Origin of the sequence: Paenibacillus dendrobii (assembly GCF_009807035.1) — a bacterium.
GTDB lineage: Bacteria > Bacillota > Bacilli > Paenibacillales > Paenibacillaceae > Paenibacillus_AQ > Paenibacillus_AQ dendrobii.
Window position 1 is genome coordinate 1,028,842 of record NZ_WUBI01000001.1, and the last position, 13,692, is coordinate 1,042,533.

At 45.6% G+C, this 13,692-nt stretch carries 12 protein-coding genes; 2 read left to right on the forward strand and 10 right to left on the reverse strand.

Annotated elements, in window-relative coordinates; all coding sequences use genetic code 11:
- Positions 1-40: 40 nt before the first annotated feature.
- The 5 genes from GRF59_RS04340 to GRF59_RS04360 all read right to left on the reverse strand — a co-directional run bounded on the left by GRF59_RS04340 (position 41) and on the right by GRF59_RS04360 (position 5,088).
- Positions 41-1,726: a vWA domain-containing protein gene (locus GRF59_RS04340; RefSeq protein WP_160496416.1), complete on the reverse strand. Its 1,686-nt coding sequence runs from the start codon at positions 1,724-1,726 to the stop codon at positions 41-43.
- Positions 1,727-1,738: 12 nt separating this feature from the next.
- Complete coding sequence (locus GRF59_RS04345; RefSeq protein WP_160498113.1) at positions 1,739-2,467, reverse strand: hypothetical protein; 729 nt, start codon at positions 2,465-2,467, stop codon at positions 1,739-1,741.
- Between the two features lie 565 nt (positions 2,468-3,032).
- The gene (locus GRF59_RS29655) at positions 3,033-3,257 is read right to left on the reverse strand and encodes a 6TM ABC transporter family protein (protein ID WP_341480056.1); all 225 of its coding nucleotides are present in this window, start codon (positions 3,255-3,257) and stop codon (positions 3,033-3,035) included.
- Between the two features lie 193 nt (positions 3,258-3,450).
- Positions 3,451-4,470, reverse strand: a complete 1,020-nt coding sequence (locus GRF59_RS04355) for a 2,3-butanediol dehydrogenase (protein WP_160496417.1) — start codon at positions 4,468-4,470, stop codon at positions 3,451-3,453.
- A gap of 12 nt (positions 4,471-4,482) precedes the next feature.
- A complete protein-coding gene (locus tag GRF59_RS04360; protein ID WP_160496418.1) occupies positions 4,483-5,088 on the reverse strand; it encodes a TetR/AcrR family transcriptional regulator in 606 nt (201 codons plus the stop codon).
- A 397-nt stretch (positions 5,089-5,485) separates the two neighbouring features.
- On the opposite strand from GRF59_RS04360, the gene GRF59_RS04365 reads away from it, so the two are divergent.
- A complete protein-coding gene (locus GRF59_RS04365; protein WP_160496419.1) occupies positions 5,486-6,979 on the forward strand; it encodes a stalk domain-containing protein in 1,494 nt (497 codons plus the stop codon).
- 137 nt (positions 6,980-7,116) lie between these two features.
- On the opposite strand, the gene GRF59_RS04370 is transcribed toward GRF59_RS04365, so the two are convergent.
- Genes GRF59_RS04370 through GRF59_RS04390 form a run of 5 tightly spaced genes read right to left on the reverse strand, consistent with a single transcriptional unit; the run spans position 7,117 to position 11,738 of the window.
- Positions 7,117-7,893 carry an ABC transporter permease gene (locus GRF59_RS04370; protein ID WP_160496420.1) on the reverse strand — a complete coding sequence of 259 codons (777 nt, stop codon included), beginning with the start codon at positions 7,891-7,893 and terminating at the stop codon, positions 7,117-7,119.
- Positions 7,894-7,918: 25 nt separating this feature from the next.
- Complete coding sequence (locus GRF59_RS04375) at positions 7,919-8,695, reverse strand: ABC transporter ATP-binding protein (protein ID WP_160496421.1); 777 nt, start codon at positions 8,693-8,695, stop codon at positions 7,919-7,921.
- Between the two features lie 14 nt (positions 8,696-8,709).
- A complete protein-coding gene (locus tag GRF59_RS04380; protein ID WP_160496422.1) occupies positions 8,710-9,720 on the reverse strand; it encodes an ABC transporter substrate-binding protein in 1,011 nt (336 codons plus the stop codon).
- The gene (locus GRF59_RS04385) at positions 9,717-11,168 is read right to left on the reverse strand and encodes an aryl-sulfate sulfotransferase (protein ID WP_160496423.1); all 1,452 of its coding nucleotides are present in this window, start codon (positions 11,166-11,168) and stop codon (positions 9,717-9,719) included. Before GRF59_RS04385 ends, GRF59_RS04380 begins: the two co-directional genes overlap by 4 nt.
- Positions 11,169-11,198: 30 nt before the next feature.
- Positions 11,199-11,738: a MarR family winged helix-turn-helix transcriptional regulator gene (locus GRF59_RS04390; protein ID WP_160496424.1), complete on the reverse strand. Its 540-nt coding sequence runs from the start codon at positions 11,736-11,738 to the stop codon at positions 11,199-11,201.
- 386 nt (positions 11,739-12,124) lie between these two features.
- Between GRF59_RS04390 and GRF59_RS04395 the strand changes: the two genes are divergently transcribed.
- Positions 12,125-13,669, forward strand: coding sequence for a sensor histidine kinase (locus tag GRF59_RS04395; protein ID WP_160496425.1), 1,545 nt, complete (start codon positions 12,125-12,127; stop codon positions 13,667-13,669).
- The last annotated feature ends 23 nt before the right edge of the window (positions 13,670-13,692 follow it).

Consider the following 13,692-nt stretch of genomic DNA (forward strand, 5'->3'; position numbering starts at 1 on the left):
TTAATCCCCCTCTAGTGATTTGTATGATTCACAGTATTCGTTACATCTGAACGTTAAACAGGTTTCCGATTTTGTAGACTACATCGTCCGTATCTGCGTTGATGCTGGCCGCTTCGTTAATACTGGAGATGTTCTGCAGCGCTTTAATGTTCGCATTGTATCCTATGGTGTAAATCGGAACCTTGTAGGCCTCGATCAGGCTCTTAATGTCTTTGAGCGTATGCCCTTCATTCGTTTCGCCATCGCTCAGAACGAAGATTAGAGGTTTACTCGAAGGATGAACGGCTAGCTCTTCCTGCAGCATTTTCAAAGCTACAACAATTCCATCGAATGTAGCCGTACCCCCACTGGCTTGCAAACTGTCGACCGCCCCGACGAACATGGACTGCTGATTCGTGTCATATTTGGCAATCGGCAAATTGATAGTGACATCGCTTGAGTAAGAAACAAGACCGATACTATTGTCTCTCCCCAAATATTTCTGGCCTTTGAGCAAAGACTCTTTCAGGCGATTCAACGGCTCACCTGCCATGCTGCCGGATACATCCGTCACGAATACTGCGGCAATCGGTTTATTTCCGTTTTTCTTTTCCTTCCATAACTTTTGTGCGGCTGTCAGAATATTGCCATCCACTGCGGCAAGCTCCGATTTGTAATCCTCAAGGTTATTAAAGCCCTTATCCTTTGCCGCTGATTGATATTTGTCCTGTGCAACAAAGTCGGCAAACTTCTTGAGAATATCCCGCTTATTCTGAGGCAAATCGCCTAATGCGTATAGCGGGCTATCATGTCTTGCGCCAAATGGCGTGAAAACATAGCCGCCCTTCAAGTCTGGCGCATTCAGGAACGTTTGATATTCCAATACGAACCCGTCAAGCATGCCCGATTTGGCAGCATCCCGCATTTGGATGGTCGTTGAAGCCGTAAATGGTACGTTGGCCTGGAATTTCTCAAATCCTTGAACGGCCTTTTCCCCCAAAATATTTGAACTATCAAAGGTGTTGAGCGCCGTAACAAGAAAATTCAATCCGGTTGAGCTGGCAAACGGATCGGTATACCCCATCGAAAATTCGTTGTTTGCGATCGCTTCGGTGACGGTTTTGACATTCACGGCTCCGTATTTTTCCACTAATGCGTCGTGCTTGGATTTCGATAATACAATGCCGGGAATATTCCCGACGAGGCGTTTCGATACAAGCTGCGTTTTGACACCGCTTGCCTTGATCATCTCGCCCCATAATTCATTGGATGGCGTAATGGCATCCGGTATGTATTTTTTGGATTTAATATAATCAACGCCGGTTCCGGAAGCTATATTGCGGATTTTTACAGATACCGGTTTTCCGTTTACGCTGATGTTAGCCTGGTTAAAGTCTTTTGCTACATCCGATAACCACCCGTCAACCCCTGTTCCCCCCTTCTCCGGAGAAGAGAAGATCTCAACGAAATTATTGGTTGTGTTATTGACTGTGATCGGGAACTTGTTGATATCCGGTAAGGAATCCCCCACATCTGCCGGATTCAAATCGATTTGTCCTTTCACGGGTGTGTCGGTCGTTACCGAGATGTTGGAATAGAGTTTGTTTAATCGCTTGGCGGCATCTTCAGCAGTCACCTGCATTTTTGTTTTCCCCAAATTTGAGGTCATGTTGACCCCAACGTACACCAGAACGAATACGATAACCAAAATGATTCCGGATATAAGGAAAAATTTCTTCTTTGCCATTCACTGCACCTCTCACTGTTTATAATATTTGGTTTGCTTAATCAAAGAGTCGATCTCCTGCATGCACGGCATATTGTCGATATCCCCCGGCTCAAAACTGTCCAGACGCGAGATTTCTACCAGAAGCTTATCCAGCTTCAGCAAAATCTCCTCATTCGTGCTTAAGGACCCTCTCATGAATGACAGGAACTCGTTGTACACATTCGTCTTTTCCTGCAGCAATTCACGGGAGAATTTGGTCGGCTTCTGGTTCATGACGATCAGAAACTCCGACTCGTCGAAGATGCTCAATCTGTTCAAAATGCTTTTAACGTTAAGATAAAAGAGCTTTTCGACCTCATAAGTTACGGATGAAAACTTTTTGTAACTCAGCTCTGTCTCATCAAACCGCTGATTCAGCACATTCAGCAAGGTGCCCCGCTTCTTTTTCATGCGTTCCAGCTGCTCCAGCGCAAGCGTGATGTCCTCTTCCAGCGTTTTTACGTGTTTGTATTGATTTAAGCCTTCCACATAGTCTTCGTGCGTTTTGATTTCTTTGACGGGTACAACGATCGGTGGCTTGAACAGCAGGACATAACTCCCGTACAGCAAAGCGATTGCGCTGGCAAGCAGCAAGGTAATACCAAACGCAGTCGAGAGGGCGCTTCCTCCGATCTCAACTCCCAGAAATCCGGGTGAAAGCACCAGAATGTTCAAAGCCAATATTCCTAGAATCAGTCCCAGAAATTTTATGTACTTCATTTGCTTCAATACCTTTTCCTCCTCTACCCCCATCAGGAATCGCTGGAAGTATACTAATCCGTGATCCTTTATGTCCAAGAATGTGTATCTTGCATCAAAACGATTCCCGGGTTGGAACCCTTCAGTTGAAGTTGACGCTTTTACCGTGTTATCAGCGACAGCTATCATCGTCACGATTCGTTCACGGTCTTTGAAAAATCGGTAGACTCAGTTCTTGATTTGTCCCTTTATGTAAAAAATCGGGGTGGAGTTATCCCAAGGGATGCTAATATCACTGCTTTATACCTACGTTGTATTCCCGGATCGGTTCCATCCGATATCCTAAATTGAAGAATGATCTATCCGTTCCCCTCCCATTCCGGCAGTCTTCCAGCCATCAGACTGACCTGTAAACATTGCTTTTGAATCTTAATGTCTTCCACGATTGCTTAGAATGACCGCAACAAGAAAATTGTACCATAAGGACCATGTATCATCATATGCAATTGGCGAATTTTTTTGCTCATCAATGATTTCTTTCACAACAAAAAAAGCCGCATTCGCGACTTTGGAGAGAACTCGGATTTCAAGCCCGCAGCTCCGTAGAAGGTAATGACAGCCACGGTAGCTGCGTAAATGCAGTCACCCCTTCGTGAAAATATGTTTCACTCTGATAACCATCTCTTCTGCTCTCAACGAAACGGTTGTTTTCGTAATCAAATTTTTGTTGCTCAAGGTCTTTGTTGGCAAATGACTTAACAACTCTGATCCCCGAGAGCGTATCTTCAACTTGCGCATAGATATCACCGATCCGTTCTTTTGAATCTTACATTTCAATCATATTCCGATCTTTTGCTTTTGGGAAAATAAAGTTTATGTATAATTAAAAAATATCAAAGGCTGCCGATTCTCGGGCAGCGTTATGAATTGGCGAATGTTGTATTTCAATACAAAAAGCCGGTAAGCGAATCCTACATTCGCTTCCGGCTTTACGATAAGAGTCCTTACAGGCTCATATTTACGAGTATTTTGCACTGCTTGCGGTCTTTGGTGAGCTGCTCAAATCCTTTTTCCACAATATCGTCCAATGCGATCATACTGGTGATAACCGCGTTGCCATTGATAGCTCCGCTCGCAAGCAGGTTGATAACCTCAGGGAACAGATTATTGTAAGCATAGGACCCGCTGATTTTGGCTTCGGTTTTAACAATGATGCTAGGGTTAAAGTTTACCGGTTTCTCCCACAAGCTGACAATTTTAAACTCGCCTCCAGGTCTGACGATCATAATGCCAGACTCGAATGTGGCTTGTACGCCAGCAGCATCATAAGCAACGTCTACGCCGCCGTCCGTCATCTCGTTGATAAGCTGAACAGCGTCCGTCGTGACCGGGTTGATGACATGTGTAGCTCCAAGCTCAAGCGCTTTATCTCTGCGTTCTTCAGATACTTCCACAACGAATATCCGACCTGCGCCTGCCGCCTTCACCGCTTGCAGAAGCAACAGACCGATAGGACCAGCGCCCAAAATGGCTACGGAATCACCCAGGTTTAATTGGCTTTGACGGACTGCATGTACTGCAACGGCTGTTGGTTCAACCAGTGCGCCAAGCTCAAGGCTCATGTTTTGAGGCAAAACAAACACGTTTTCTGCTCTGGCGACGGCGTATTCTGCAAAACCGCCAGAGAAGGAATAGCCATAACCTTGGGATTGGGTACAAAGATTGGACATTCCTCGTTTGCAATTCTTACAGTGTCCGCAAGGAATGAGCGGTTCCACCGCAACTTTGTCACCGACCATGATCCCTTCAACACCTTCGCCGACTTCCGTAACCACGCCAGAGAATTCGTGACCAAGTACGGGCTGTTTACGGATTGGATAAATACCGGCCAAATATTCATGCATGTCGCTTCCGCAGATTCCTGCAAATTCGACTTTAACTTTAACCGTCCCCGGCTGCAATTCAGGAATTTCAATATTCTCTACCCGGATATCTCTGGCGCCGTAAATGTGTGCTGCTTTCATGATGTCAGCTCCTCAAATGTAATGGTTATCAATGCCTAATCCATTGAAAATAAACTGTACAGTAAGGCTGGCTGCTTGCTGCGATGATACATTCTCCTGATTCTCCATCGGATTCAGATAAGGATCCAGCATGGAGGAAATGATCGTCCCCATCGTAAAATTCACGGCAAATTCAAGTGAAGGAAAACGAATGAATCCCAGATCCATTCCAGCTTTCAGAATAAGCCGAAGATGCTCCCAGGTTGGAAAAATGGCATAGGTCAGCTTCTCCACTCTTGGACTTTTCATCATGAGCTCCTGCTGTAGAATACTGATTAAATGCCTTTCTTCATAACGATATTCCACAAACCTCTCAATGAAAGTACGCAGATCCGAAACGGGATCGGCAAGCTCATAGTTCATTTTGGCAAAATATTGCCGGAGCGGTTCGAACAAGGCATAGAAGACATTGTCTTTTCCACCGAAATGATAGGACACCAGCGCAAGCGATACACCAGCCTCTTCGCAAATTTGTCTCACCGTCGTTCCCTCAAAACCTTTGAGGGCAAACAGCTTTTTAGCTGCCTGTAGGATAACGGCTTTCACGTCTTTATCTTTGACTTCATCCTTATTATTCATGGTTAACCCACCCATCTGCTTGCAAGAAGCAATTTAAAAAATGCCGGACCCTATTTGAACAGTTGTTCAAATCAATTCATGATTAACGTACCATTTGTTTGGGATGACGTCAATTTCCCAAAGGTATGGCTGCGGTCACATCATTTGATTTTCATGTACCGGATTTTTTGATTCAAATATGAGTTGTTCACCAAATCATGAGGTCAAATGGAAATCAATGAAATTAGAACATTGCATAAAACTAAACAATTGTTTTGAACATATGTTTTGAACAGTTGTTCAACAAAGCAATTATACATCTGTGTCCGAAATGTGTCAACATTCCAGTTAGTACGTAACATTCTTCTACTTCCTCACGTCTGGATATCATACAATCCATTATTTCGGAGGTTAAATGATGAAGAAATCTCACTCTGCAACGATTAAGGTTACTGCATTTGTTATTGCTGCTGTACTCATATCTGGACAACCTTCAGCGGTTTCTGCAGAGATCGATGCCGCATCACAAGCTTTGAGCGTGTCCATACCTGTCAACAGCACCGTCAACGCAGGTACATCCTTTATTCAGACAACAGCAGGCAATTACTTTTCGGTAGGATTACGCGCGGACGGTTCCGTATGGACATGGGGGAGAAATCTATATGGTGAACTGGGTATTCCGGATACGACCGCAGTCTCAAATATGAATGCTCCCGTACGTTTAAGCGCTCTTTCGGATATCACTTCCATTGCTTCCAGCGGATACGGGTATCAGCTGGGCGTCAAAAAAGACGGTAGTGTATGGGAATGGGGCATTCATTCCGGATTAACCCGCGAGTCACAGCCGCCGCGTCAATTATCGCAAATCTCGGGCGCTTCCCAGGTCTCAACGTTGCAAGATTTCAGTTTTGCGCTTATGAAGGATGGCACCGTAAGCGCATGGAGTCGGGACCATGACACGGGGGAATCCACGAAGCCCTTCCGAATCGACGGTCTGAATAAAATAACACAACTGGATATCAGTAACGGAATGGTTTATGCACTTGATTCCTCGGGATCTGTCTGGATCTTTTCGGCTAGCCTAAAAGATAAGCAGCTCCTTCTCTCGTCTCCTTCCCGGATGAATGGATTACCAGCACTGAAGCAAATTTCAGTGTACCATTCCAGTAAGGCGTATGGAGTAGATGCCGACGGAACCGCATGGGTATGGTCCGTAACGAACTCATCTGCTGCGATTAAGATTTCAAATAAGCCTTCTAAAATCTATCCTCAATTGAAAGCAAAGAGCATCAAAGCCGCCAACGGTTATGCTGTCCTTCTAACTCAGCAAGGCGAAGTATGGACATACGGTAAGAAACCGGCAGGTAAAGAAGGCAAGGTAAACGGGTTAAGCGGCATTGTATCCATAGCTGCCGGTGATACTCACGGTCTGGCGATCGACTCCCAAGGACAAGTCTGGGGATGGGGAGCCAATCAATGGAATGAGGTCGGAGTGCCTCGGAACACGCCGGATGGAATGATATATATTCCTCAGCGCATTCAGAAACCAATCACGGTTATCGTCAATGGAAAATTGCTTCCGGCGTCCTTCCCTTCTGTCATGACGAATAATCAGATCAGCATTCCTTTAAAGAATGTCGCAAAAGAGCTTGGAGCATCGCTTACTGTGACCACTTCCAGTACTGGTCAAACAATATATAAGCTCCAATATAAGCAGACTGCAGTCACTTTCCAAATGGGATCCGCCGAAGCCCAAATGAATGGGCAAAAATTAATACTGTCCAGTCCGGTATATGGAATGACGGGTGCTACGATGATTCCTGCCTCATTGCTCAGACCAATGGGCTTCGATGTCTCGTGGGACCCAAAACTCGCGGAACTATATATCAACGTTCCAAATGATTCGCAGTAAATTATAAAAGAAGCACATCCTGCATGACAGGATGTGCTTCTTATTTAAATGTGGCGCCCCGTACGCTTCCGTAAAGACCTCTACCGGATAGTTTCAACTCATTTACTTTACCGATACACGCATGACCTGCACGGCATTTAGCGTTTCAAAGATGTTGTGCTGACAACGCCGTACCGAGATAACGCTTTGCGGCCAAGCATCGCCACCACCCGATCCGTTATGAAGCCCATCAGTCCGAGGCAAATAAGTCCAACGAAGATCCAATCGGTTCGGAAAAATAAACGGGAATTCCATATTAAGTAGCCCACACCCTCGTTGGAAGCAATCATCTCTGCACCAATTATGGCCATAAAGGATGTCCCCATAGCGAGTCGGATACCGGTGAATATGAAGGGAACCGTTGCCGGAATAACGACATGAATGACGATTTGCCATTCCGAAGCTCCCATGCTGCGTGCAGAGCGGATTTTATCCTCTTCGACGGACATTACCCCGGTCAGCGTATTTAATATGACGATGAAAAATGTCGCATACATAATCAGCATCACTTTGGACGTCTCCCCGATGCCAAACCAGACAAGAAATAATGTAATAAATGCGATAGGGGGAATGAAACGGATAAAATTAAGAAACGGCTCGGCAAATATACGGATTACGCCCACCTTACCAATGACGATTCCGACTGGCACGGCAATCAAGCTGCCAAGTGTCCATCCCAGCAGAACCCGATAAGCGCTGATTCCGATATATTGAAGCAGTGTTCCATCCGACAGCAGTTCATAACCGCCCTTGGCTGTATATATGGGTCCTGGTAATATCTCCGGGCCATATATTAACGAGGCCAATTGCCACAGGACCAATAGTGCGATCCAAAACAAAACATGCAGCAACCCTTTCTTAGCTTTCACGTTCATGGAGCATTTCCTCCGTTCCTCTCTTCTATTCGTCAAAATGGGCTTGGATTTGGCTATAAAGCGCATGAAATTCCGGTGCTGCCAAGTCTCTTGGATATGAGAGCGGGATATCGTAGATGTCGGTGATTCTTGAGGATGGGCCAGCGGACATGATTCCGATGCGTCCCCCAAGCAGCAGTGCTTCCTGAATATCATGCGTGACGAAAATAACCGTTTTATCGGTCTCCTGCCATATTTTCACCAGTTCCCGCTGCATCGTTCTTCTTGTCATGGCATCCAAAGCGCCGAATGGTTCATCCATGAGCAGAATCGCGGGATCATTGGATAATACTCTCGCCAGCTGTACCCTCTGCTTCATGCCGCCCGACAACTCCCGCGGGAACTTGCTTTCATGGCCCAGAAGCCCGACCAACGCGATGAACTGATCGGAGATTTCCTGACGCTTAGCTGCGGGAATCCGTTTCATACGAAGACCGAACTCCACATTCTCTCTGACCGTCAGCCAAGGAAAAAGGGAAGAATCCGCCTGCTGAAACACGACCGCACGATCCTGGCCGGGACGCTCCACTTCCTTTTCTCCAACCCTTACCTGTCCGGAGGTCTTGGATACGAATCCGGCGATCAGACTCAGTAGAGTTGACTTTCCGCAACCACTGGGACCCAACAGGACAAAAAACTCCCCACCCTTGACCACCAGATCGACATCTTGGATGATGTAATGAAGGTCCCCGGCGGACTGCTGCGTGTAGCTCTTATTCAATCGTTCAATGTGAATTTCATTCTGCTTGGGTAATGTACTCATATACTCCACCCTCCTTATTTCAAATCAATGACACGATCCGGAAACGCTTTGCGAACCAGCTCCAGGTTCAGTTTGTCATTTAAATTAAAATCCTTTTCAATAATGCCGTGCTCTACCATATATTTCTTCTGACCCACAAGCCCTTCGTATGCCTTCTCCGTGAAACCTATATTCCAAGGGTTCTTCGGCAGATCTTTCAACGTAGCCTCTTTCGGCTGCTTCACTTCGTCATACATGATGTCAGCCGTTTCTTCCGGGTGAGCTTGTGCATATGAGGAAGCTTCGTCCAATGCCTTCATAAACCCAATCAATCCGTCCGGGTTGTCTTGAATCAGCTTATTGGAAGCGATGAGTCCCGTCCCTAGCCGCACTGGTGTTTTGGACATATCAGTCATTTCATGCGCTTCGGTAAGAGCGGCAAACTTCTGATTCAATACCGAACCGTATACCCATGCTGCATCAATCTCGCCTTTTTTGAGCGCCACATAAGTTTCATCGAATCCGCCTTGGCCCACCAATGTAACATCCGTTAGCGCGACACCGTTCTGTGCCAGGTAGACATCCCACAGATAGGGGATGAATGTACCCCTGGAAAAGCTGAGCTTTTTCCCCTTTAAATCTGCTGCGCTTGCGATATCATTGCGGGCGAACATTTTCCATTCGCCAGCACTTAGGTCCGTCGCTGTTCCGGAAGATGCAAATATGGAGTAATCCCCTTTGCTGACCGCATTCAACAGCGGGAAATCCGCACCGAACGCCACATCAACCTGCTTAATGAACAGCGAGTTCACGCCCTCTGCCGGAGTAGCGAAAGTAACAAGCTCCGCATCAATACCGTGTTTTTCGAAAATGCCCTTCTTCTTCGCTACCCGAAATACCGTGTTCGTAGAAATGTCGGCAATTTTCAGCTTCAATGCATTTCCCTTTTTCTCACCTGCTGCCGTACCGCAAGCGCTAAGCAACGTGATGGCGAGTAACGCAGACATGACAACGAGACCATACCGCCGGATAAGATGGATCTTCATCGTATTTCCCTTTCTCTCGTCGTTTCTTCATCCGTGGTTGCCACACAAAATGCACCATCCCCGTAAGATACCGTTCCGGCGACTTCAACGGCCGTGACCGCTCCTCTAGCCGCTGCGCCGGGCAAACGAAAATCAGCGACATCAAGCGGAACGATCTCAGTTTCAACAGGAAGTTCCAATTGCGGAATCCATTCATAAGGTACCCGGTAAGCACGGTAGACCATATTGGAATTCCTTTTGTTCTTGTAAGGCGAAATGTATTCCCAGACCAGCTCATGTTCTGCGGTGACTTCGAATATTCTTCCGTCTGCCCCTTCCGTAATCAGCGTGTTACCATTCGGAAGCCGCTGCGCGGAGCTGATATACGGACTATAGAAACGATAGGAATCGAGTGGAGCTTGAAACCCGGCCTCCGTCGGCGTATATTGCCATTCAATCTCCAGCGTAACCGGGTTGATTTCCAGAATTCGTGAATGGTCGCGGCGTGCCACTTTTACACCGTCTGCGGATTCCGGATTCGGGCTTCCATAGCCACCCCAGCCCCCGTTATCGAAAATGAGTATATTTCCTTCACCCGGTAGCCCCTGCGGAATCAAATGGGCATGATGCTGACCGATGATCCAACCGATATGTTCCGTCTCTTGTGTGGAATAATCCGGCCCCAGCCTCCATACGATCTTGCCGGACACTTTATCCGTGATGGCAATGATATTGGATTCCCGCGCATCCCATATCAGGTTATCCGGATGAAACCGGACATCCCCTGCGTCATAATGTTTGTTCGGCCCCAGCACCGAGACGGAGTTGATATGCATCCAATCTCCGGAATGTGTACCGAATGCCCGGGTATTGGGATCGCGGTATAGCGCCTGCTTCGCATCGGCGTCGAATCCCAGTTCTTCAAAGTGGTCGCTGACCGCCCATTCCCAGACGATATTCCCTTCCCAATCAACTTCGATGATCGTGTCATCCAATAATTCAATATCGGATATTTCGGGTCGGTTGACGTTTTTGTGGGCGAGAATAATCGTGTTCCCGGAACCGACTTGTGGTGTAAGTCCCGGCACATAATATCCAACCGGATTTCCTGCACGCTGATAATCATGATGTTGGCGTGCCATCCATTGGGCAGGATGGCCAGGGTCTTCTATCCAAGCATAGCGGTCGAACTTCCAGACAATGTTCCCGTCCCAGTCCACCTGTACCAGATTGGATTCGTCTTGGAATCCATATTTCGGATCCCTTTCCGAAGTGCTGCCAAGAACGTAACCTCCGGGTAAAATTTTGTTCGGGAAGCCCCGGAGACCTTTCCATAAATGGACCTCTCTGCCGTTCATATCAATGAGCAGCGCTCCTGTATCCGCTGCCTGATAAATGGTATACCCACTCCATGCTTTTCCTGGATGATATACTGTCGTTCCTGTTGGATAAATCGTCGGATGTCCCATTATTCGATCTCCCTTCCTGGTCTTTAAAAATTAATATGAAAGAAATTGATTCGATCGTTTTGCCTTATGCAGTCGACTTTCAGGGTTCACCGCTGCTTCTTCCGATGATGAACGTGCCTGCTGCAAAACAGCTTCGGCGAAGCCTTCCAAATGTTCATGCAACCTCTTGAAATGATCGATTTGTACCTTCAATTCAGCTTCAGTGAAAGCTCCAAATATCGTTTCGATCATGTATGTACCGGACCGGTTACGGCAGATCATTTCTTTTCCAGAATCCGTGATGTCCAACGAAACCGTTCTTCGGTCCGTATCACTCCGTTTGCGGATGGCATAACCTAAAGACTCCAGCTTGTCGCAAATGGCGGTTATGGCTCCTGAAGTAAAATCAAGCTGCTCAGCCAAATCTCCAAGCCGCTGCTCCCCGTCACGCATAATGGTGTTCAGAATAAGCATGCCTGGCAGCGATATGCCTTCAATGGCGATTTTGTCCCGTTCTTTCACGAATCTTCTGACCAGCTTGCGAAAATGCCAGTCGGCTTCTTCCAGAAGCCCCCAATCCTTCTCTTCCATATCTCTCCTTTCGCTTTCCTAACTGCTCAGATTGTCATTTCAGTGACGCTGAATTCAACAGAATAACGCGCTTTTGAATACAGAAAGGCTCCTGCCATCTATACCGGTACCGGTACTGGATATCAGGAGCCTTTGGTTTGACCAATCAGCAGGTTATTTAGTTTAAAACCGAGATAATGAACTTTCATTCAATGATGAATGAATGATTTTGGCTTGAAGTAAGATTATCCCAATTATTCCTACCTGTCAAGTATGTATTATGGTTTGCGCGTATTCTTTAGATAGGCTATATCGTTTGGGATTATATGGAACAATATTATCTCGGTGTATATTATAATAGCGTTGTACGTACAAGCAACAAAATGACAACTTAAGGAGAGCGCATAATGATTAAAAAGGGCAAAACCGTTTCCGTCTCGGTAATCTTTGTTATCATATTCATGTATGTGATTACCAATGTTGCCTATTACTTCTTTACGCAAAAAGCCCTGATTAATGAAGCCAATAAAAGGCTGGATACGACAGCAGAATATGTAAAACAGTATCTTACCCAAGTAAAAGCCAATGATGCGAATGAGACAAAAATAGTTCAACGTCAAATGAAGATCACTTCCTCGCTCATCGCAAAAGATGTCGGATCAACCTATGTAAAGGTGAATCAGAAGCAGATAGACCGTCTCAAGCAAGCCTTTGATTTGAAGTCATTAAACGTGATCCCCCATCCAGACCGAATTCATTTGGATATGTTAGAGGTGGGAAACCATGAATATCGCTATCAATATTCCACGCAACAGTTGGATTACACTCTGGATTTTACAATGGACAACAATACCAACGATAAATATTCGTATGTCAACGAGCATTTGTCTGAGCTGTTGGATAATCACGTCAATCTTTATCAGGGCAAACGAATTACTCTCGAGATATCATTGTTCCAAAAACCGGAGAACCCATTTATTAGCTTAAAAGACATGCAAGGTTACGGCTCTTATACATATTTGAACGAAAATGATGTTCCCTTTCTAAATCAAGCGCTGGATAAGCAATACGTGAGTTATTATACGAACGTAGACCACCTGAAACTCGAAAAATATTTTATGCACTTTGAAATTGAAAATCAGATCTATGTCATGTGCTTGATATCTGACTTTCAAATCATGCAAAAGGTACTGACTGACCAAGTCATATTTTATGTGTATGCAATCGCGATCGGAACCGCCGTATTCATCGTCTTATGTGCGCTAATCATCAAGACGATCCGTAAAAATAAAGCTAAGGAAATCGCCTCTGTCCATGACAGTTATGAGAATAGCATGGAAACGATCAATCTATCCTTGAAACAGCAAAGGCATGATTATAATAACACCATCGCGACCATACGCGCGCTCGTGACCATGAAGCAATACGAAGGTTTGGAAAAATACACTGGGGAACTTATTGAAGATACGATGGAGTTTAATGAGCTCCTTAACATCAATTGCCCTCCACTAATGGCTCTTCTCCAAACCAAACATAGTCTGGCCAATCAGAATGGAGTAGATTTATATGATGAAATTCTGGATTTCGATTCGATTCCGAAGTTTAAGTACAAGATCCATGATATCGTGAGAGTATTAAGCAATTTAATTGATAATTCTTTTGAAGCGGTAATGAGCCGGAAGTCTGAAAACGTGAATTTTGCTCCGCAGATTTCTGTTATTGGTTACTTGGAGGAGGACTTCCTGATTTTCTCCGTAAGGAACAACGGGAGTAAAATCCCGGATCATGAAGCGCATCTTATTCTGGAGCCGGGATATTCATCCAAAAAGAATGGTTCCGGCCTGGGATTATCCATCATCATTGAAATCCTGAATAAGAATAACGGTTATCTAACCTATGTCTCTGATGAAGAGAGCACTACCTTTAGAGCCTATTTTAAAATTCAAACCTAAAAAAGCGGGTCAACACTTTCGTG

What these genes read in the sequence shown, in the direction of transcription:
- GRF59_RS04340 (WP_160496416.1), bottom strand. Translation starts at nt 1,726, where the DNA reads ATGGCAAAGAAGAAATTTTTCCTTATATCCGGAATCATTTTGGTTATC.
- GRF59_RS04345 (WP_160498113.1), bottom strand. Translation starts at nt 2,467, where the DNA reads ATGAAGTACATAAAATTTCTGGGACTGATTCTAGGAATATTGGCTTTG.
- GRF59_RS04355 (WP_160496417.1), bottom strand. Translation starts at nt 4,470, where the DNA reads ATGAAAGCAGCACACATTTACGGCGCCAGAGATATCCGGGTAGAGAAT.
- GRF59_RS04360 (WP_160496418.1), bottom strand. Translation starts at nt 5,088, where the DNA reads ATGAATAATAAGGATGAAGTCAAAGATAAAGACGTGAAAGCCGTTATC.
- GRF59_RS04365 (WP_160496419.1), top strand. Translation starts at nt 5,486, where the DNA reads ATGAAGAAATCTCACTCTGCAACGATTAAGGTTACTGCATTTGTTATT.
- GRF59_RS04370 (WP_160496420.1), bottom strand. Translation starts at nt 7,893, where the DNA reads ATGAACGTGAAAGCTAAGAAAGGGTTGCTGCATGTTTTGTTTTGGATC.
- GRF59_RS04375 (WP_160496421.1), bottom strand. Translation starts at nt 8,695, where the DNA reads ATGAGTACATTACCCAAGCAGAATGAAATTCACATTGAACGATTGAAT.
- GRF59_RS04380 (WP_160496422.1), bottom strand. Translation starts at nt 9,720, where the DNA reads ATGAAGATCCATCTTATCCGGCGGTATGGTCTCGTTGTCATGTCTGCG.
- GRF59_RS04385 (WP_160496423.1), bottom strand. Translation starts at nt 11,168, where the DNA reads ATGGGACATCCGACGATTTATCCAACAGGAACGACAGTATATCATCCA.
- GRF59_RS04390 (WP_160496424.1), bottom strand. Translation starts at nt 11,738, where the DNA reads ATGGAAGAGAAGGATTGGGGGCTTCTGGAAGAAGCCGACTGGCATTTT.
- GRF59_RS04395 (WP_160496425.1), top strand. Translation starts at nt 12,125, where the DNA reads ATGATTAAAAAGGGCAAAACCGTTTCCGTCTCGGTAATCTTTGTTATC.